The sequence below is a fragment of the Methyloglobulus morosus KoM1 genome, from assembly GCF_000496735.2.
Classification (GTDB): Bacteria; Pseudomonadota; Gammaproteobacteria; order Methylococcales; family Methylomonadaceae; genus Methyloglobulus; species Methyloglobulus morosus.
In genome coordinates this window covers 40,396-59,864 of the sequence record NZ_AYLO01000034.1, presented here as the reverse complement: position 1 = coordinate 59,864, position 19,469 = coordinate 40,396, and the positions used below count along the sequence as shown (strand labels likewise).

Genomic DNA, 19,469 nt, shown 5'->3' with positions numbered 1-19,469 from the left:
ATAAATGTTCAATAACGAACACAATCAGATACAGCAATATCGCGCTATGCCCAGTCACAGGCTATGCGTTGCCCCCATGATGGATTGGACTGATAGGCACTGTCGGTATTTCCATCGCCTTATCTCACATCATGCATTGTTGTACACGGAAATGGTCACTACGGGTGCTTTAATACACGGTGATCACTCACGTTTTTTGCAGTTTAACCCTGAAGAACATCCACTGGCGTTTCAACTGGGGGGCAGCAATCCGCGTGAGTTGGCAATATGCGCCAAAATGGTTGAGGACTTTGGCTATGACGAAGTGAACCTGAATATCGGTTGCCCCAGTGATCGTGTACAAAACGGGCGGTTTGGTGCATGTTTGATGTTGGAACCTGACTTGGTTGCAGACTGTATTGCTGCCATGTGCGCGGTGGTCTCGATTCCGGTGACGGTAAAATCGCGGATTGGCGTCGATGACCGGGATTCTTACGAAGAATTAGTTAACTTTGTGGATAAAGTTGCTAATGCGGGTTGTAAGACGTTTATTGTTCACGCCAGAAAAGCGTTGTTGAAGGGTTTGTCCCCTAAGCAGAATAGGGAGGTCCCGCCGTTAAAATACGATGTGGTTTATCGATTGAAAACGGATTTCCCGCATCTGGAGATTATCATTAATGGCGGCATCGCCAGCTTGGAACAAGCCGAAAACCTGTTGCAGCATCTTGATGGCGTGATGATAGGACGGGAGGCTTACCAAAATCCCTATCTATTGGCTGAGGTAGATAAGCGCATTTTTAATTCCCCAGGGCCTATTAAATCACGCCATGAAATAATGGCGTTATTGATGCCTTATATTATTGAAGAACAATTACGAAACGGTGTGCGCTTAAACAGCATCACCCGCCACGTACTCGGGCTTTTTCATGGCGAACCGGGCGCGAGGGCTTGGCGGCGGCATTTGAGCGAGAATGCTACGGCTGCGAATGCGGACATCAACAGGGTGCGTGACGCCATAGCTTTTACCTTTCATTAAGGTATACTTCTAAAACTAAAATTATAAGAGCAACACACGATGGAAGAACAATTTTCAAAAATTATCGCGGCCATTGGCGAGGACTTAAGCCGCGAAGGTTTAGTAGACACACCTAAGCGTGCCGCTAAGGCATTCAAATTCCTCAATAACGGTTACGAAAAAACGCTGGAAGAAGTCCTGAATGATGCAATTTTTACCGCTGATTCTGAGGACATGGTCATCGTCAAAGACATCGAACTGTATTCCTTGTGCGAGCATCACTTGCTCCCTTTTATCGGCAAATGTCATGTCGGTTATTTGCCTAAAGGCAAGGTATTGGGGTTATCCAAGGTTGCCCGTGTGATCGATATGTATGCGCGGCGTTTGCAGATCCAGGAGCGGCTGACTAAGCAAATTGCCGATGCAATCATGCAGGCGACCGGCGCACGGGGCGTTGCGGTTGTCATTGAGGCCAAACATTTGTGCATGATGATGCGGGGGGTTGAAAAACAAAACTCGGTCATGACAACGTCCGCGATGTTGGGTGCTTTCCGCAAGGAAATCAGCACACGATCTGAATTCTTAAATCTTATTAACCGGTAATCTACAGCGAATGGCTGCAAAGAAAACTGGAATTTTGTTGGCGAATTTGGGTTCGCCAACTGCCCCCACGATCCCGGCTGTCAGGAAGTTCCTTAAAGATTTTCTATGGGATCCACGCGTCGTCAACATCCCAAGGCCAATCTGGTGGCTGGTTTTACATGGGTTTGTATTGCCTTTCCGCCCCGCCCGATCTGCAAAAGCATATCAAAAAATCTGGACTGACAAAGGTTCACCACTGATATATTTAACCCGCCAACTCTCTGAAAGACTGGCTGAAAAGTTACAAGACGATGACATTTCCATTAAATATTCAATGCGTTATGGTGAACCATCCATAGCCGGCCAGCTCAAGCTATTTAAGGAAGAAGGCGTTAACCAGATCATCGTATTGCCTTTGTATCCTCAATACTCTTCGACAACCACGGCATCCATTTATGACGATGTCGTCAAAGAACTCAACCAGTGGCGGCATCTTCCTAACCTGCAATTTATCAGCGACTACCATCAACACGACACCTATATTGATGCAATAGCCGATACCGTAAAATCGTCATGGACTGAACACGGCAAAAATGAACTCTTGTTGATGTCCTTCCATGGTTTGCCTGAGTTGCTGACTAAGCTGGGCGACCCTTATTATCGCCAATGCCAAGATACCGCTAGATTGATTGCAGAAAAATTAGGTTTGAATGAGAAACAATGGTTGTTGGTGTTCCAGTCCCGTTTTGGTAAGGCGGAATGGCTGAAGCCCTACTGCGCCGATACCTTACAAAAATTACCTGGGGAAGGCATAAAAACGGTCGATGTCATCTGTCCCGGCTTTGCCGTCGATTGTTTGGAAACCTTGGAGGAAATGGCGATGGAGAATAAGGCAGTCTTTATCGACGCAGGAGGCACGGATTATCGTTACATTCCTGCACTGAATGATTCAGGAAACCATGTCGATGCTATCGTAAACTTGCTTGATAAATGGATTTGAGAGACTATAACTAACTTATTTAAAGCCATTCCTATTGATTTAAGGCGGTTAAATGCAAGAAACAATCTTACATGGTTGGCAGGATGAAACCTGGCCCACCATAAAATCCAGCCAATCATTGCCGATGGGAGAGGGTGTGATTGACCAAACCGCATTTAACACCATTGAAATTGATAAGGTATTTGAGGCAACTGACTATGCCGCAACCACGGTTGGGCAGGCGACCTTATACCGTTCCCTATGCCAACCTTTGACGGACATTAAGGCAATCAAGGCAAAACAGGATGCCGTCTCCGAACTCAGAAAAAACCAAAAACTCAAAGGACAAATTGAGCAATTAGTTGAAAATGCCGCAGCCACTGAAAAGAACCTGCACCTGTTATTGTTTGGCGAGTTTATTGGGGCTTTTAACCAATCCCGGTCAAAAAATGAAATTGAAGGCTATGGATATAGGCAATACAAAAACGGTGTCCAATTTATTCAGGAATTTGTGTGCAATGTTCAAGCTGTCGAAAAGTCGAAGTCAAAATACCTGAACGACCTTTTCAATAAGGTGAAATCTTTCACTGAAACCCGTTATTGGTCGTTGATGGAAGGTCCCGTTTACTTTGTGGAGGGCAAGATAACGTCTAAGGAAGAACGGGGGGATTCTTATTTTCCAGTTCCGGTCATTTTTAAGCCGCAACTATTCAAGCCCTTATTGCTGGCCTTGATATTTGGACTGCTATGGCTGATTTCAATATTTTCGCCTGTCAATATCGCACCTTCCCTGCGTACGGTCGCCGTTTTTTTTGGTCCGTTATTGTTGCTGTATTTTCCTATTGTTGGTGGATATGACCGAGATAACTGCATCATTCCCTTAAGGGACGAATATAAAAAAGCTAAGCCGGTTGCTGAATTGTTGGATGTTTTAGGACAGTTGGATGAATTGTTGTCGTTCATGAAATTTGCCGATAATTTTGGGCACAATACCGTATTGCCTAAATTTGAGGATGCCAAACACCACCGCATTCATTTGGTTTCGGCGGTAAACCCCGTGTTAGGAAAGGAAAATCCCAAGTATGTCGGCAATGATTTTGTTTTGGACGACGACAAGCTAGTGTTGCTGACCGGACCCAACAGCGGCGGTAAGACGGCATTCTGCAAGACTGTGACGCAAATTCAGGTTATGGCGCAAATTGGCGGCTATGTTCCGGCCAAAGCGGCAACTTTGACAGTGGCGGACAGAATATTTTACCAAGTGCCCGAAATCAGTCATTTGGACGATGGGGAAGGGCGGTTTGGTACCGAATTAAAACGCACCAAAGACATCTTCTTGGCAACGACAGCCAAAAGTTTAGTTGTGTTAGACGAACTTTCCGAAGGTACGACATTTGAGGAAAAAATGGAAGCATCCTCCAACGTCCTCAACGGATTTTACCGCAAAGGCAACAGCACGATCTTGATTACTCATAACCATCAGTTGGTCGATCAATTTGCAAAAGCGGGTACAGGTGTGCCCATGCAAGTCGAATTTGCCAAGGATGCGCCGACTTATCATTTGGTTCCCGGCATTTCCAGGGTCAGTCATGCGGATCGCGTTGCCAAAAAGATCGGTTTTTCCAAAGAAGACATCGACAATTATTTGGCCAATTCCAAATGAAATTAGGCAGCGCACTAACCCACAGCGCAACTAAAGCCATGTTGCTTGGTTCCGGTGAACTGGGCAAGGAAATCACCATCTGCTTACAACGCTACGGGGTGGAAGTCATCGCGGTAGACCGTTACCCGAATGCGCCCGCCCAACAAATTGCCCATCGCTGTCATGTCATTACGATGACTGATGCGGAAGAATTAAGAAAAATCATAGACTTGGAGATGCCCGATATTATCATCCCTGAAATCGAGGCGATTGCAACCAATGTGCTCGCTGAGATTGAGGCTAATGGCCTGTGTCGTGTCATACCTAATGCCAGGGCAATCCAATTGACCATGAACCGCGAAGGCATTCGCACGTTAGTTGCCGAAACGCTACAAATACCGACCTCAAAATATGCCTTTGCCGAAAACTATGGGCAATTAAAAAAAGCGGTTGACGATGGAATCGGCTATCCTTGCTTTGTTAAACCCACCATGTCATCTTCCGGCAAAGGCCAAACAAGGGTGAAAAAGCCGGAACAACTTGAAGAAGCATGGAATTATGCTAGATTTAGCGGTAGGGTCGACACCGGAAAAGTGATTGTTGAATCCAAAGTCGATTTTGACTTTGAAATCACCTTGTTAACGATACGGGCGCTAGATGTTACGGGGCAAATCCAGACCTATTTCTGTGAGCCTATAGGTCATGTCCAAGAAAATGGCGATTACCGCGAAAGCTGGCAACCGCAAGCAATGACCCAATCCGCATTGCAAACGGCGCAGGAAATTGCAAAAAAAGTAACCGATGCGTTAGGTGGGGTCGGTTTATTTGGTGTTGAGCTGTTTATTCAGGGCGATAATGTTTGGTTTTGTGAACTAAGTCCCAGACCTCACGACACGGGCATGGTTACAATGGTCACGCAGCGCCAGAATGAATTTGAATTACATGTGCGTGCCATTTTAGGGTTGCCGATTGATCCTAGCTTGCAAAAACACGGAGCTAGTGCTGTAATTCTTTCAGATATCAAGTCGAAGGAGTTTTATTATACCGGATTAAATCAAGCGTTGAGTGTTCCTGATAGCGAAATCAGGTTGTTTGGAAAGCCGGAAGCATTGGTTAACAGGAGAATGGGAGTGGCTTTGGCATCGGCTGAAACAGTCGAAAAGGCGAGAAATAGGGCAACGAAGGCTGCTGCCCTAATGGGTATCCATAGTGAATAGCGGGTAACAAATGATAAAAAAAACAATTTTTTTATTGATCTCATTGACTTCAAATCTAGCGCTTGCTGACATCTATAAGTATGTCGATTCCAATGGTCGTGTCACCTACACTAATTTGCGTATCCACAATTCTGGCGGCACGAGGAATAGCCTGGCAAAACTTATTATCAAGACCCCCGAGAACCACTACAAATTCAGGGAAAACAATATTTATCCCACCTTTTTCCATAGTTTCAGCGACCGATTTTCTCCAAGAAATATTAATAAAAGCAGGTTCTCTAATTTAATTGCCAATGCGGCTTACAGGCACGGGGTTGAAGAAAAACTCGTCCATGCGGTCATCCAAACTGAATCCGCCTATAATGCCAACGCCGTATCCCATGCCGGAGCGGTCGGTTTGATGCAACTGATGCCAGATACGGCAAGACGCTACGGTGTGCTAAACCGTACCGACCCCGTCCAAAATGTCGACGGTGGGACGCGGTATTTGAGGGATTTGTTAGGCATGTTCAACTACAACCTGAAACTTGCCGTTGCGGCCTACAACGCAGGCGAAAATGCCGTCATAAGATACAATAACTCCATTCCACCTTATCCCGAAACACAAAACTACGTTAGACAGGTTTTGTCCTTATATCACCGATCCTTATAGCTCTTCATAATTCTTCGCCAGATTCTGCTGTCCTATAAGGATAGAATCTGCCTCAGCCATATTGTTGTGCTTTCGATTTATCCCTTATAGAACTCGTCGAGAGCTTTGTGTGACATGGCCTAAGCCCTACAATCCTCGCGGTTTTTTTAGATTGTTGTACAGCAATTCCCCCCAAAACTCAGTAAAGTCACGTACAGTGCCTTTCCTTATCCGGGTTACAAATCCGCAGGAAGTTTTCAATATATTGACACTCCAGGGAATCTTCTATTGTCCGAAAAAGTGGGATTATTGTCATTGTGTCTGCTAAACAAAGGCACAAAATAGCAGTTAGTAATTGGCATTAAATACCCTCCTTAAGTAGGGTGAAATCGGCACATTTTGTTGCTACGCTGATACAGAGAAAGTTGTATTTAAACGTACTTATTGCGCTAAAGTAATGTGAATCACTTCATATCTTAACCGCTTGGACATAGATAAACTTCATTCTAGAAAGAAAATACCTGATTAGTTTGCAACTCTATTAATGGGTGATTGACTATGACTAAGAATGATAATAAAAAATCACCAAACCAATGGGTGCGGAAATTGTTTAGGCAATCTAATGCCACCATAAAAGCAGCTCAAGCTAAAACCTATTTTGCCCATCGCTATCATCATAATCACGTCAAACCTGGAATAGCCAGCTTTGATGTTTTGTTCGCTGATGCGGACAAATTTGAGCCAGGGCGAAACTCAGGCAACATGGATTTTCAGCACTTTTTCGAGCATGGGCTTTCGTCATTGGGAAGCAGGCAAGAAATTGTTGAACCCCGGCAAGCCAGTGATATTAATAGCCTGCAAACGACTGAAGATGAGGACTACTTTAACCTTATTAGGGGAGCAAGCTTAAGTACCCAATATACTGTTTTGAATTGTTATGATGAAACAGTAGACACGAAGACTTTCCGGCTGGGCAAAGCCGACCGGCAAATTCTTGATTATTTGCCGGGACAATACATTACGCTTTCTGTAGTGATTGCTGGACAAGAGTATAAGCGTTCATACAGCCTGGCCTCATCGCCTTCCCATCGAGAAATCCTGGAAATTACCGTAAAAAGAGACCCGAATGGCGGCATAGTTTCCAACTGGCTTAACGATCAGCTAAATATCGGCGACACCATCACCGTAAAAGGGCCTTACGGAAAATTCAGTTGCGCAACAGACACCCCCCCAAAAATCCTATTTTTGGCGGCGGGCAGCGGTATCGTACCGATTATGTCGATGTTACGCTGGCTTGCCGATACTGAATCTTCCGCTGATGTGCTGCTAATCCTTTCGTTTCGTACTTTGTATGACATCATTTACCATGATGAGCTTAACTTGATTGCAGCTCGCCATAAAAACATCAAACTCGTTATTACCTTAACAAAAGAACCGATTGGTTACAGCCCTTGGCCAGGTAAAACAGGGCGAATAACAACAGAAATGATCGCTAGCACAGCGCCCGATTTATCTGACAGGGTGGTTTACCTATGTGGACCAGATACCTTCATGATTGAGTGCAAACAAAGCCTGCAAAAGCTGAAACTCCCAGACAAACACATATTTTGTGAAAGTTTTTCTGTCAATAGTCCGGTTGTATTAGAAACCGGCGCTATGATAAATCAACCTGTTATTCCCAAATATCTTAGTACCCAATCGATACGAAAACAAACTGGAAGTTATCAAGTCCGCTTTGCTAAATCAGGCAAAACGATTGCTGCCGACGGTACGTTAACATTACTGGAACTTGCGGAAAAATCCGGCATTTACATTGGCCATGAATGCCGTTCTGGTAATTGCAGTGAGTGTATGATCAAGTGCTTGAAAGGGAATGTTGAAATGACCGCACAGTCGGAAATCGACGATCTCGACAGAAAAAAAGGCTGGGCGTATGCTTGTTGCGCTTATCCGGCTTCCAATCTCGAACTGGATGTTTAACAAGGCTTTTCAAGACCTTATAAGAATAAGGAGGGCGAGTTAATATGTTCCGATTATTTAAAGCCAAACCAGAAAAAATGCACCCGTCTGTAGCTCCGCTTACCTTACTGCCAGGGTCTGAAGGTGAACATTTTTTACAAGGTAAATACGGCACTACCCAGCGTGCATTGAGGTTTTACGACAAACAAGTTTTAAATTTCCTATCGCCGGTCATGAAAGAATTCATTGCACGGCAGGAAGTCTTGTTTATAGCAACCTCGGATAAGCATGGCGAATGCGATTGTTCATTTCGTTTTGGCAGGCCGGGTTTCGTCAGGGCTCTCAACGACAATTACCTGGTATATCCCGAATATCGTGGCAATGGCGTGTTGGCGAGCCAGGGCAATATCATTGAAAACCCTCATATCGGCATGATTTTCGTCGATTTTTTTGCCAGCACCGTGGGGCTGCACGTGAACGGCAAAGCCAAGATTGTCGAAAACGAAGACTTACGAGATTTCCGGAAAAACCTGCCCAAAGGTATCATGGATGAAATGAAGGCTGAAGGCAAAAACCGCCCCGAACGCTGGGTTATGGTTGAAATCGAGGAGGCTTATATCCATTGCTCCAAACATATTCCCTTGCTCAAGAAAGCAGAAAAAGAAATCACCTGGGGTACGGACGATGATAGCCTAAAGCGCAGCGATTTTTTTGCTTTGGACGACATTCCACTTTACCGAAGAATTGGGGGTGAACCCGCAGTCCAGGCGATTACCGAAGCGCTCACCTTGAGGCTATTGCTGGATCAGCGGCTGCGTCCTATTTTGGATGAGATCGGCTTGCAAACCTTGCTGGACAAGCAACGACATTTCCTAAAAATTGCATTCGGCGCTTTCAATACGGAAAATGACCCGCCGGAAAACTTGCGCGAATTTTACAGGCAACAAAGTAACCCACGCATGAATGATACGCTTTTGGATTTGGCGCTCGTCCACCTTAAGGAAACCTTGGTCGACCTGGATGTGCCCGAGCATGAAGTCGTCGAACTCATGGCGAATTTGGAGCAGAAAAAATAAAGGGTCATCACGACCGACAAAACTACCCGAAAATTTGTCCGAAAAAGTCGGATTGTTGTCATTGTAACTGCAAATAAAAAGCGCACAATCACAACCAAGCCCACAGGAGACGGTTATGGAACTCGTTAAGTCTAAGGTTAATCCCCAACATCGGCATGTTGCGATGTTGGTGTACCCAGATTGTTTACTAATAGATGCAATTGGGCCAATGGAAGTGTTTAATTTTGCCAATTGTGCATTGCAACTCATGGGCAGGATTTCACTAGCCGAGTCAGTCTATACCTTGTCTATTGTTGCTGAACAGAGTGGCTCGGTGAAAACGTCGTCCGGGGTTAGCCTGGTTGCCGACAGAGGCTACGAAGATGCTAATGATGATATTGATACGTTGATGGTGGCTGGAGCGACACATCAGGCATATCTCGATGCGGCCACGCAGGATGCCAAGCTGCGAGACTGGTTGATCCAAATGATGCCCAAGGTAAGGCGGATGGTTTCTATCTGCACCGGAGCCTTAATACTTGCGGAAGCTGGGCTACTGAATGGACGAAAAGCGACGACCCATTGGCTTTATTGCGATCAACTTGCCCTCCAACACAAAAGTATACGGGTTGAACCCGATAAAATATTTGTCAGGGATGGCAATATGTATTCGTCGGGCGGCGTAACCGCCGGCATTGACCTGGCCTTAAACCTTGTAGAAGAAGATTGGGGTTGGGAGGTGGCGGCAAATGTAGCCCGTGGGATGCTAATTTTTATGCGCCGTCCAGGCGGCCAGTCCCAGTTTAGCAGTTATGTCTTTAACGAGGCAAAAACCCGTAAGGATTTCCGTGAGCTCCAGGCTTGGATCATCAGCAATCCGCATAGGGACTTAGGCGTCGAACAGTTGGCTGAACGCATGTCCATGAGCCCGCGCAACTTCTCCAGGTTATTTTGTCAGGAAATTGGGGTAACGCCTGCAAAATTTGTCGAAGGCATCCGTATGGAGGCCGCCCGAAATATGATGTTGCAAACCGACCTGCCGATGGAAGCTATTGCTGTCCAGTGTGGTTTCGGTAGTGCCGAACAGATGCGGCGGACATTTCAACGACTACTGAAAACGACACCGCAAGAACATAGATCCTTATTTAAAATGGCCGGATGAACTTAGTTTTGAAGTTAGATTGCAAAACCAAGACTATTTAGTAAAGGAGTGTAAAGAAGGGCAGGTGGCATAGCTATTGTTTTTCGGTGCATTGACAACGCCTTACGCGATTTTCGAAAAATAATTTGAACAAACGCGAAAGGTAACCGGAATTACAGGTAAGGCGGTATATACGCCGCTGAATTCAACTTACTCATAAGGAGATTCTTAAGAGGATAAGGTGACAATATCATAGATAAATTCGCTTTAGGGGTAGCTTCATAAAAATCCACTTTAGATGGTTTCTTGGAAAACGCATATAAAAAATCAAAAGGAAGCAATTAGCCATGAAAATTTTACTCTTATCATCAGCCTATAATGGCATGACGCAACGGGTTCACGTTGAGCTATTGCAACGTGGTCATACTGTTTCAATTGAAGTTGCCATCAATGAACACACCATGTTAGAAGGTGTGCAATTGTTTCAACCCGACATCATTATCTGCCCATTTTTGCGCCATCGTATCCCAGAAAATATTTGGCGGCATACTGTTTGCATCGTAGTTCACCCTGGAATCAAAGGTGACCGGGGCGCATCCTCGCTGGATTGGGCCATCCAAAACAAGGAGGCCGAATGGGGTGTGACGGCTTTACAAGCCGCCGAGGAAATAGATGCCGGCGATATTTGGGCAATGGCGACGTTCAAGATGCGCCCTGGCACCAAAAGCGGCATTTACACGGTGGAGGTTATCGAAGCGGCGGTTAAAGTTGTTCTACAAACCTTGGAACGCTTTCAGGATGCCAGTTTTAAGCCAGAACCTTTGGATTACAGCAAGCCCGACGTACGTGGACAACTGCGTCCGACTATGCAACAAGCCGAGCGTAGGATAGATTGGAAAGTGGACACTACCGATACGATTTTGGACAAAATCAATGCCGCCGATGGTTGCCCTGGGGTGTTGGATAATATTTTTGGCACTGAGTACTATTTATACGGCGCAACTAAGGAAGACAAGTTGGGCGAAGGCGGCCTTCTCGGACAACCAGGGGAATTGATTGCCAAACGCTTAGGTGCTGTTTGTCGCGCGACGGTTGACGGCGCAATCTGGATATCGCATCTAAAGCCCAAGGGCATTAATGGCGAAAAAGCTTATTTTAAGCTGCCAGCAGTGCAAATCCTGGGCGACAAGAGTGATGCCTTGCCGGAAATCCCTATCAGCATGTACCACAGTCCCGTCAATACCTTTAGGGAAATCTGGTATGAAGAAAAAAATGCAGTCGGGTATTTGCATTTTGAATTCCATAATGGTGCGATGAGTACCGACCAATGCAGACGTTTGCGTGATGCGGTGATGGAAGTGCGGAATCGGCCAACTCAAGTACTGGTGCTGATGGGTGGACGTTCTACTTGGTCTAATGGCGTCCATCTGAATGTCATCGAAGCGGCCGATAACCCGGCTGAAGAATCCTGGCATAACATCAATGCCATCGACGACCTAATCTACGCGATACTGACGACCACCAACAAAATAACGGTTGCCGCCGTACACGGCAATGCGGGTGCAGGGGGCGTCCCATTAGCGCTGGCTTGCGATAAGGTCTGCGTACGATCAGGCGTGGTATTCAACATGCACTACAAGCTGATGGGCTTGTACGGTTCCGAATACTGGACGTATACCCTCCCAAGACGGGTAGGTTACGACAAGGCATTGGACATTACCGAGGCCTGTATGCCAATAGGTATGCAAGAAGCCAAACAAATCGGTTTAGTTGATTTCATCATTCCTGAACTGTTTACGGCTTTTGACCACAAGGTAGAAATGATGGTCGAAAGCCTTGTGCAGAGCAATAATTACGACAAAATACTCGAAAGCAAAGAAAAAAGACGCAGTCACGATGAGTTTATCAAACCGTTAAAGTATTACCGCCAAGAAGAATTAAGGCACATGCGGGAAGATTTCTACAAGCCGAATTCACCGTATCATCCTTCCCGTAAGCAATTTGTTTACAAAACACCAGCAACGGAAACACCGGAACGGCTAGCCTTGCATCGGCGTTCCACCCGCCTTGATGATAAGGTATTATCTATGAGAGAAAACACAGGCAACAAGGCTGTCTCAATCAAACAAGTTAATTAGCCTTATTAGCGAAGGACGCGAAAAAAAACTCCCAGCACAAAAAAACGCTGGGAGTGTGAGATCAAACACATCAGGAGGATTCAATGTTTGCTGGGAAGCTGGAACGGGTGGCCTTAATGATAAATCATAAGTACCGAATCGATAACCATTCAGCAGAAATTGCTTAATCTAAGGTAAATAGTTAGGAGGTAAAAACAGAAAAATAAGCAATTTGGTGCACAGTGTAATATGATTGCAATTGATTAACAATATGCTCTTCAATCAATATATAGTTTCATAAAAAGAAACATTCTGCTTGATTGTTTTTAGTTCCTTTCCGACGTACATTCCTAATTGACGTTTGTTGCCCTAAAATCAGTTTAATTTGGTATACTGAATACAGCAAAATCCACAGTAAGCCTCACATAAAGTATGCCGAATCTACGCAGCATTGATGCGGGAAAAAGGATGAAAACTTTGGTGGTTATACCAAATCTGTACGGGATATTATGACAGCTAAAAACTCAAGACCTACATCGCCGCACCTACAAGTCTATAAATTGCCACTCACCGGCCTTATTTCCATTTCACATCGTATTACAGGAGTCCTGCTATCCGCAGGATTGCTACTAGTGGTTGCACTGTTTTATGCGCTTTCACAAGGCGCTGACAGTTATGCCGCCATGCAAAGCCTGGCAAATTTCTGGTTGATAAAATTGGTTTATTGGGGTTTCATCTACGCACTGTTCTTTCATTTGTGTCACGGTCTTCGGCATTTGGTCTGGGATGTGGGTGAAGGGTTCGAACCAGACAAACTGAATCAGTATGCCAAACTTGAACTGGCGGCAGCCTTTGCGCTCACTTTAGCTACGTGGATTTTCATTTAATTACACCCATGATCGATAAATTAGCAATATTTGGAAGTAGTGCTGCAAAATCAGCAACCAAACATTGGTTGATGCAGCGCGTTACGGCGGTAATCCTGATTCCTTTAACCTTCCGTCTCATCGTTTTCCTCAACTTGTGCATCAATGCACCTTATCAGCAAACCGTGGATTGGCTGAAATCGCCTTTGAATACGGTATGTATCGAGGCATGGCTAATTGTTACCTGTTACCATGCCGCGCTGGGGTTACAAGTGGTGATTGAAGATTATGTTGCCAATCAGGAACTTCAAGCCCTGCTAATCAAGATTGTCAACATGGGCTTCTTGTTCTTGGCGGTCATGGCATTGTTTTTTATTTTTCGACTCATGTAACTGCATATCAGGATTAGGAACACGCATGGCTGGAGCATATAACATTACCGAACATGAATACGATGTGATTGTGGTCGGGGCAGGGGGCGCAGGTTTGCGTGCGACCTTAGGAATGGCGGAAAAAGGTTTAAGCACAGCTTGCCTCACTAAAGTTTTTCCAACCCGTAGCCATACGGTTGCCGCACAAGGCGGAATTAGTGCCGCGCTCGGTAATATGGGCGAAGACGACTGGCGTTTCCACATGTACGATACCATTAAAGGATCGGACTGGTTGGGTGACCAGGATGCCATCGAGTACATGTGCAAAGAAGCCATTCCTGCCGTCATCGAACTCGAACATTACGGTGTCCCGTTTTCCAGGCGTGAGGATGGCAAGATTTATCAACGTGCCTTTGGCGGTATGACTACCCATTACGGCAAAGGCCAAGCCCAACGGACGTGTGCAGCCGCAGATAAGACCGGCCATGCCATATTGCATACCTTGTACCAACAATCCTTAAAGCACAACGCGTTATTTTTCATTGAATACATTGTGTTGGACTTGGTTATGCAGGACGGCGAATGTCGTGGTGTGTTGGCTTGGTGTTTGGAAGATGGTTCGATACATTTATTTAAAGCCCACATGACGGTATTGGCAACGGGCGGCTATGGCCGTACCTATTTTTCCTGCACGTCCGCACATACGGTTACGGGCGACGGCAACGCGATGGTATTGCGGGCAGGATTGCCCTTGCAGGATATGGAATTCATCCAATTCCACCCTACTGGCATTTACGGATCAGGTTGTTTAATTACCGAAGGGGCGAGAGGCGAGGGCGGTTACTTGACCAATTCGGAAGGCGAACAATTTATGGCGAGATATGCGCCTTCTGCGAAAGATTTGGCCTCACGGGACGTGGTCAGCCGCGCCATTCAGGTTGAGATTAACGAAGGCCGTGGGTTAGGTGAACATAAAGATCATGTACATTTACATGTAGAGCATCTCGCGCCCGAGATCATACACGAACGACTGCCGGGCATCGCCGACTTGGCAAGGATATTTGCCGGTGTGGATGTCGCCAAAGAACCTATCCCGGTATTGCCGACCGTGCATTACAACATGGGGGGTATCCCAACTAACTATAAGGCTGAAGTGGTCACCCTGGCGGACGACAATCCCGATAAGGTTGTCCCAGGCTTGATGGCAATAGGAGAGGCTGCCTGCGTTTCAGTACACGGCGCTAACCGCTTAGGGTCGAATTCCTTGCTGGATTTGATCGTGTTCGGACGCTCCGCCGCGATCCGCGCTGCCGAGATTATCAAGCCGAAAAGCCCGCATAAACCTTTGGCAAAAGATGCCTGCGACCAAGCCTTAACCCGCTTCGATAAATTTCGCCATGCCAATGGCAGCCTTCCCACCGCGCAAATCCGCTTGAACATGCAAAAGACTATGCAGAGCAAAGCAGCGGTATTCCGAACGCAAAAGACGATGGACGAAGGCATAACGATGATGAAAGATGTCATGCAATCGATGAATGATGTTAAGGTTATGGATAGGTCATTGACCTGGAACACCGATTTGGTCGAAACCCTGGAACTGGACAATTTGTTGGCTCAAGCGATGGTGTCCATTTCTGCGGCCAGCAATCGCCAAGAGAGCAGGGGAGGTCATGCGCGGGAAGACTACCCTAAGCGCGATGATGCCCATTGGATGAAACATACCTTGACCTGGTTAGATAAAGATAAGGTGACTATCGGCTATCGGCCCGTACATTTATATACCTTAACCGATGAAGTCGAAGTCGTCATGCCAAAAGAGAGGGTCTACTGATGGCCGAATTCACCTTACCAAAAAATTCCGTTGTAGCTAAAGGTAAAATCTATAAAGCGCCAGAAGGCACAAAGAACATTCGTCGTTTTGAAGTTTACCGTTGGGATCCGGACACCGGGGAAAATCCGCGCATCGACACCTACGAACTGGATGCCGACCTGTGTGGGACCAAAATTCTAGATGCCATTATCCATATCAAAAATGAAGTTGACAGCACCTTGACGTTCAGGCGTTCTTGCCGGGAAGGCGTGTGCGGCTCGTGTGCCATGAACATCAATGGCAAGAACTCGCTGGCATGCACCAAGGCGATTAGCGAGTATTCAGGAACTATCAAAATCTACCCCTTGCCACATTTAGACGTGGTCAAAGATTTAGTGCCGGATATGAGTCATTTCTATGACCAATATGCAGAAATAAAACCCTGGTTAACGTCCAATTCTACGCCCCCAGCAACAGAACGCTTACAAAGTAAAGAAGACCGCGACAAGTTGGATGGCCTTTATGATTGTGTGCTGTGTGCCTGTTGTTCCACCAGTTGCCCCAGCTATTGGTGGAATAGCGATAAATACTTAGGTCCTGCGGTTCTGTTGCAAGCCTATCGCTGGCTTGTCGACAGCCGAGACGAAAACACCGATGAGCGGTTAGCCCAGCTTGATGATGCCTTCAAGCTGTACCGTTGCCACACCATTATGAACTGCACCGATACTTGCCCCAAGGGGTTGAACCCTGCCAAAGCCATTGCTGAGACCAAAAAGCTCTTGGCCACGCGTAAGGATTAAGCGCCAGTTTCCATGGACAAGCAGACTAAATTGAGATGGCAATGCCGCCGAGGCTCACGCGAGTTGGATATGTTGTTGACGCACTATCTTGAAACTAAGTATCCAGTCGCTAACGAGGAAGAAAAGGCGCGGTTTTCGGAAATTCTCAAACTCGATGACCCCGAGCTAATGAAAAACGTAATGAATTTGTTAACTTAAGGCTTTCTGGTAATTAACTAAAGTTGTAACCAAAATGCCTTTACTCAAATAGGCAGAACTTGCTCTCAGTTAAGTCCAGCAAAAAAGGAAACGCCCAGGTTTTCCTTTTTCCAGTCAGCCGCCCCTGCGGCGTACCGACCGGAATCATAGGCCCAGTCCAGGTTACCGCGCATCCACGAATGCAATACTGCAACGAATCTTTGTAAATCCGCATCAATTTGCGGTGTGTATGATGGTAACTGCAATTGTAGTTCAATAAATGCATTGATTTCCGTATTGGTCAGTTCAGCCACCAGATCGACCGTTTTCTGCAGGCTCGGTTGCGTAGGGCGCAGTATAGCTACCAGATTATGGACATCGTTACACCGGGATTCCTTCGCATAAGAAATAATATCGTTCGACCAGCACACGACATTATTGGTCATTAGCGCCAAGCGCTGCACCACGTCGTTTTTGCGGACATGCAGCGGCATATAAATGTCTTCCGTGATGTCGATCAGCTCAATATCCGTATATAAACCGCCGGTGTATGGACGCATTAGGATATAGGTTGCCGCATCGGGAATAACGCCATCCGCGCGATTATGGGCTTCCCATACGGAAGACTCGAAATACTCGATGACGCTGTAAACGAACCGGCACATCCATGCGGGGCTCGCCTTATGCAGTAGCCGCAAGCGGATATCATGCAAAGCATGCGCCAAAGCCGAATCGTTTTGCTCAGGCGCACGACCCTTAAGAATATCAAGCAAATCGGCGTGGATATCGGACAGCAGGGTCGGGTTCCTGCCCAGGCCGGACTCGTCGCAATGGTCGTCGAAGACAAACAACCAAGTGTTCCAGTCAGAAACAATTTTGAGTTCTTCGAGCGGCGCATTCGGGTAGGCACGGGCTGCCAGCCATCCGAATTTTGATTTTTTCAAGTGCTCGAAATGGCCTTCATCCGGCACCAAATCGAATTTTTTAACCCAAGCCAGAGTGTGGTCGTTGACGGCCTCGACATGTGGGTTAACGGCGCTAGGAAACGGGCAATAAAATTTTGGGAATTCGATCTTATCCATATTGGCTGTATAAATTAAGCGAACAAATTCCGGTGTTGCGCGGAACGCACCATTTTATGGTGACACCGCACTCGGTTAAGCAATAGTTATGCTGAAAAGAAGTGATAACGTCCCCGTCCGCCATTTTTCGCCGCGTACATCGCCGCATCCGCATTAACCATCAACTCTTCTACATTTTTGCCATGCAGGGGCATGAGCGCTATGCCAATACTGGCCGATAAACGGTATTCCTTATTGCCGAACTTAAACACCTGCTTCGAAAAAAGTTCGTTGATGGAGTCGGCAAACGCCTCCGCACCAGCTTGCCCAGTATTAGGCATCAGCACGGCAAACTCATCACCCCCTAGGCGGGCGACTAAATCCGACGCGCGTGCGCGGCTTTGCAGTTCATTCGCCAGAATTTTCAGCAATTCATCGCCTGCTGCATGGCCGCTGGTATCATTGACCGTTTTAAAATAATCCAAATCGATCAGCATCAATGCGCTAGTGATGCCGCTACGGACTGAATCGGCAAAACTGCGAACCAAGTCTTCCTGAAAACATAACCGGTTAGCCAAGCCGGTTAAAGGATCATGATGCGCAAGCCAGCGGCTGCGATGTTCGGCTAAAATTCGGTCGGTAGCATCCAGGCCAACCGACAATACGGCAACATCATCATTGGTCTGGCCTAAATAAGTATGGTTCCAAATGAATTGACGCAGTTCGCCCTTAGCGTCGATGATGGAAGCCTCATGTCCGAGACGATGCAGGTCGGACGAAAAAAGACGGGACCGGTTTTTCTCATAATATTCCTTGCCTTCATCGTTTTGCATGAGGTCGACGAATAGTTCCCCTTTTAGATTTTCTGATGACCGCCCTAATAACTGCGACATATATCGATTTGCTGTATGAATTTTACCGGTATGGGTTTGCGTCAGTATCATGACTTGCGCACTATCCAAAAGACCTTGAATAAAATCCCTATCGGATGCCAACGCAAGTTGGCTTTCCTCGATCTGATGAGCCAAATTTAAAGATGACTCGTAAAGAATGTCGATTTCATCGCGAGTGCCCGATAAACGCCCCTGCACATCAAGCTGTGCATAAGCGTCGTGATAACCGCCCCGCGCAACCATCGGTAAGGTCCTGGCCAAGTGCCCAAGTCGATGTAATGGCCGCCGCAATAACAGGAACAAAAGAACTTCCGCAAGAAACAAAGACACCACCATCAACAGGATACTGTTTCGGTTGGACTGTTTTAATATGGCAGTCATCCCACTAACATTGGATATAAAAACCAGGTAGCCGTTTGAACCCTTGATAATATCCTTCAGAGGCAGGGTATTGACGGCGTAAAACTGGCCATTCCAAGGCTGCCCTAGGTCACTAGGGATATCCATAGGCGAGGCATACCGTTCGGACAGGTGTGATATTAAAGGTTTAAGCGTTATTGCATGAGTCAGTGCCGCTGTGTACAAATGCCACCGCGGAATCATCTTTTCGTCCACGGTCCCTGTAGGAATCAAGATACCGATATCGATGCCTGTCGCCGTCGAAAACTCTAACACAAGATCGGTAATTCTCTGGCTCAGTCCGATATGCCCAGCATCTTTACCGCCTTTTAACAAGGGCATCACGGTAATCAGTGCGCATTGGGCTTGACAGTCCAGCACCGTTTCTGGTTGCTCAGAGACCTGTGCGCGTTTGTAAGTGTCTATCATGGGTTGTACAGAAACCGGCTTGTTGTTGCCCGACGACCAATTCCATTGCGTGTTTCCTTGCCTATCGAAAATCATGATCCTTCCGACATCCAGTTCATAACTCACACTGGTGAACTGTTTCTCCAATTCTGCCGTTATGATGGCTGCACCGCCATTATTAAGTTGCTCGGTCAATTTACCCAGAGACACGATCACGATACTGAGACGCTGCAAACGGTCGACCGAATGTTCGATAAGGCCTTTGAAGTCCGTCCGCCAAGCAGCCTGATTCGCCGCCAGCTGGATTTTGTACTGTCCATTAAGATACCAGTAATTTAAGCTGCTAAAGGCTGTGCTCATGACAAGC

At 46.5% G+C, this 19,469-nt stretch carries 17 protein-coding genes; 15 read left to right on the top strand and 2 right to left on the bottom strand.

The window, feature by feature from the left end; translation table 11 throughout:
• The first annotated feature begins 76 nt into the window (after positions 1 to 76).
• From dusA to MGMO_RS04680, 15 genes are all read left to right on the top strand, one after another.
• On the top strand, positions 77 to 1,015 hold the full coding sequence (gene dusA, locus MGMO_RS04750) for a tRNA dihydrouridine(20/20a) synthase DusA (RefSeq protein ID WP_036306891.1): 939 nt from the start codon (positions 77 to 79) through the stop codon (positions 1,013 to 1,015).
• A 39-nt stretch (positions 1,016 to 1,054) separates the two neighbouring features.
• Positions 1,055 to 1,597 (top strand): GTP cyclohydrolase I FolE, encoded by a 543-nt coding sequence (folE, locus tag MGMO_RS04745; protein ID WP_023493898.1) that lies wholly within the window; start codon positions 1,055 to 1,057, stop codon positions 1,595 to 1,597.
• A 10-nt stretch (positions 1,598 to 1,607) separates the two neighbouring features.
• Complete coding sequence (gene hemH, locus MGMO_RS04740; RefSeq protein ID WP_023493897.1) at positions 1,608 to 2,576, top strand: ferrochelatase; 969 nt, start codon at positions 1,608 to 1,610, stop codon at positions 2,574 to 2,576.
• A 52-nt stretch (positions 2,577 to 2,628) separates the two neighbouring features.
• Positions 2,629 to 4,218, top strand: a complete 1,590-nt coding sequence (locus MGMO_RS04735) for a MutS-related protein (RefSeq protein ID WP_023493896.1) — start codon at positions 2,629 to 2,631, stop codon at positions 4,216 to 4,218.
• The gene (purT, locus tag MGMO_RS04730; protein WP_023493895.1) at positions 4,215 to 5,414 is read left to right on the top strand and encodes a formate-dependent phosphoribosylglycinamide formyltransferase; all 1,200 of its coding nucleotides are present in this window, start codon (positions 4,215 to 4,217) and stop codon (positions 5,412 to 5,414) included. Before MGMO_RS04735 ends, purT begins: the two co-directional genes overlap by 4 nt.
• Positions 5,415 to 5,424: 10 nt before the next feature.
• Positions 5,425 to 6,066 (top strand): lytic transglycosylase domain-containing protein, encoded by a 642-nt coding sequence (locus MGMO_RS04725; protein WP_023493894.1) that lies wholly within the window; start codon positions 5,425 to 5,427, stop codon positions 6,064 to 6,066.
• Positions 6,067 to 6,603: 537 nt separating this feature from the next.
• A complete protein-coding gene (locus MGMO_RS04720; protein ID WP_023493893.1) occupies positions 6,604 to 8,025 on the top strand; it encodes a hybrid-cluster NAD(P)-dependent oxidoreductase in 1,422 nt (473 codons plus the stop codon).
• Between the two features lie 44 nt (positions 8,026 to 8,069).
• Positions 8,070 to 9,080, top strand: coding sequence for a pyridoxamine 5'-phosphate oxidase family protein (locus tag MGMO_RS04715; protein WP_023493892.1), 1,011 nt, complete (start codon positions 8,070 to 8,072; stop codon positions 9,078 to 9,080).
• A 115-nt stretch (positions 9,081 to 9,195) separates the two neighbouring features.
• Positions 9,196 to 10,221, top strand: coding sequence for a GlxA family transcriptional regulator (locus MGMO_RS04710; RefSeq protein WP_023493891.1), 1,026 nt, complete (start codon positions 9,196 to 9,198; stop codon positions 10,219 to 10,221).
• Between the two features lie 326 nt (positions 10,222 to 10,547).
• Positions 10,548 to 12,338, top strand: a complete 1,791-nt coding sequence (locus MGMO_RS04705) for a hydrogenase maturation protein (protein ID WP_023493890.1) — start codon at positions 10,548 to 10,550, stop codon at positions 12,336 to 12,338.
• 488 nt (positions 12,339 to 12,826) lie between these two features.
• Positions 12,827 to 13,204 (top strand): succinate dehydrogenase, cytochrome b556 subunit, encoded by a 378-nt coding sequence (sdhC, locus tag MGMO_RS04700; protein WP_023493889.1) that lies wholly within the window; start codon positions 12,827 to 12,829, stop codon positions 13,202 to 13,204.
• Between the two features lie 8 nt (positions 13,205 to 13,212).
• Positions 13,213 to 13,575 (top strand): succinate dehydrogenase, hydrophobic membrane anchor protein, encoded by a 363-nt coding sequence (gene sdhD, locus MGMO_RS04695; protein WP_023493888.1) that lies wholly within the window; start codon positions 13,213 to 13,215, stop codon positions 13,573 to 13,575.
• A gap of 25 nt (positions 13,576 to 13,600) precedes the next feature.
• The gene (gene sdhA, locus MGMO_RS04690; protein ID WP_023493887.1) at positions 13,601 to 15,385 is read left to right on the top strand and encodes a succinate dehydrogenase flavoprotein subunit; all 1,785 of its coding nucleotides are present in this window, start codon (positions 13,601 to 13,603) and stop codon (positions 15,383 to 15,385) included.
• Positions 15,385 to 16,164 carry a succinate dehydrogenase iron-sulfur subunit gene (locus MGMO_RS04685; RefSeq protein ID WP_023493886.1) on the top strand — a complete coding sequence of 260 codons (780 nt, stop codon included), beginning with the start codon at positions 15,385 to 15,387 and terminating at the stop codon, positions 16,162 to 16,164. Before sdhA ends, MGMO_RS04685 begins: the two co-directional genes overlap by 1 nt.
• Before the next feature lie 12 nt (positions 16,165 to 16,176).
• Complete coding sequence (locus MGMO_RS04680) at positions 16,177 to 16,362, top strand: FAD assembly factor SdhE (protein WP_023493885.1); 186 nt, start codon at positions 16,177 to 16,179, stop codon at positions 16,360 to 16,362.
• Between the two features lie 65 nt (positions 16,363 to 16,427).
• Here the strand turns inward: MGMO_RS04680 and MGMO_RS04675 are convergent, their stop codons facing one another.
• Positions 16,428 to 17,423 (bottom strand): terpene synthase family protein, encoded by a 996-nt coding sequence (locus MGMO_RS04675; protein WP_023493884.1) that lies wholly within the window; start codon positions 17,421 to 17,423, stop codon positions 16,428 to 16,430.
• An 86-nt stretch (positions 17,424 to 17,509) separates the two neighbouring features.
• Complete coding sequence (locus MGMO_RS04670) at positions 17,510 to 19,462, bottom strand: diguanylate cyclase domain-containing protein (protein WP_235557231.1); 1,953 nt, start codon at positions 19,460 to 19,462, stop codon at positions 17,510 to 17,512.
• Between the last annotated feature and the right edge of the window lie 7 nt (positions 19,463 to 19,469).

What these genes read in the sequence shown, in the direction of transcription:
- folE (WP_023493898.1), top strand. Translation starts at nt 1,055, where the DNA reads ATGGAAGAACAATTTTCAAAAATTATCGCGGCCATTGGCGAGGACTTA.
- sdhC (WP_023493889.1), top strand. Translation starts at nt 12,827, where the DNA reads ATGACAGCTAAAAACTCAAGACCTACATCGCCGCACCTACAAGTCTAT.
- MGMO_RS04725 (WP_023493894.1), top strand. Translation starts at nt 5,425, where the DNA reads ATGATAAAAAAAACAATTTTTTTATTGATCTCATTGACTTCAAATCTA.
- MGMO_RS04710 (WP_023493891.1), top strand. Translation starts at nt 9,196, where the DNA reads ATGGAACTCGTTAAGTCTAAGGTTAATCCCCAACATCGGCATGTTGCG.
- MGMO_RS04675 (WP_023493884.1), bottom strand. Translation starts at nt 17,423, where the DNA reads ATGGATAAGATCGAATTCCCAAAATTTTATTGCCCGTTTCCTAGCGCC.
- MGMO_RS04735 (WP_023493896.1), top strand. Translation starts at nt 2,629, where the DNA reads ATGCAAGAAACAATCTTACATGGTTGGCAGGATGAAACCTGGCCCACC.
- purT (WP_023493895.1), top strand. Translation starts at nt 4,215, where the DNA reads ATGAAATTAGGCAGCGCACTAACCCACAGCGCAACTAAAGCCATGTTG.
- sdhD (WP_023493888.1), top strand. Translation starts at nt 13,213, where the DNA reads ATGATCGATAAATTAGCAATATTTGGAAGTAGTGCTGCAAAATCAGCA.
- MGMO_RS04705 (WP_023493890.1), top strand. Translation starts at nt 10,548, where the DNA reads ATGAAAATTTTACTCTTATCATCAGCCTATAATGGCATGACGCAACGG.
- sdhA (WP_023493887.1), top strand. Translation starts at nt 13,601, where the DNA reads ATGGCTGGAGCATATAACATTACCGAACATGAATACGATGTGATTGTG.
- MGMO_RS04720 (WP_023493893.1), top strand. Translation starts at nt 6,604, where the DNA reads ATGACTAAGAATGATAATAAAAAATCACCAAACCAATGGGTGCGGAAA.
- hemH (WP_023493897.1), top strand. Translation starts at nt 1,608, where the DNA reads ATGGCTGCAAAGAAAACTGGAATTTTGTTGGCGAATTTGGGTTCGCCA.
- MGMO_RS04670 (WP_235557231.1), bottom strand. Translation starts at nt 19,462, where the DNA reads ATGAGCACAGCCTTTAGCAGCTTAAATTACTGGTATCTTAATGGACAG.
- MGMO_RS04680 (WP_023493885.1), top strand. Translation starts at nt 16,177, where the DNA reads ATGGACAAGCAGACTAAATTGAGATGGCAATGCCGCCGAGGCTCACGC.
- MGMO_RS04685 (WP_023493886.1), top strand. Translation starts at nt 15,385, where the DNA reads ATGGCCGAATTCACCTTACCAAAAAATTCCGTTGTAGCTAAAGGTAAA.
- dusA (WP_036306891.1), top strand. Translation starts at nt 77, where the DNA reads ATGATGGATTGGACTGATAGGCACTGTCGGTATTTCCATCGCCTTATC.
- MGMO_RS04715 (WP_023493892.1), top strand. Translation starts at nt 8,070, where the DNA reads ATGTTCCGATTATTTAAAGCCAAACCAGAAAAAATGCACCCGTCTGTA.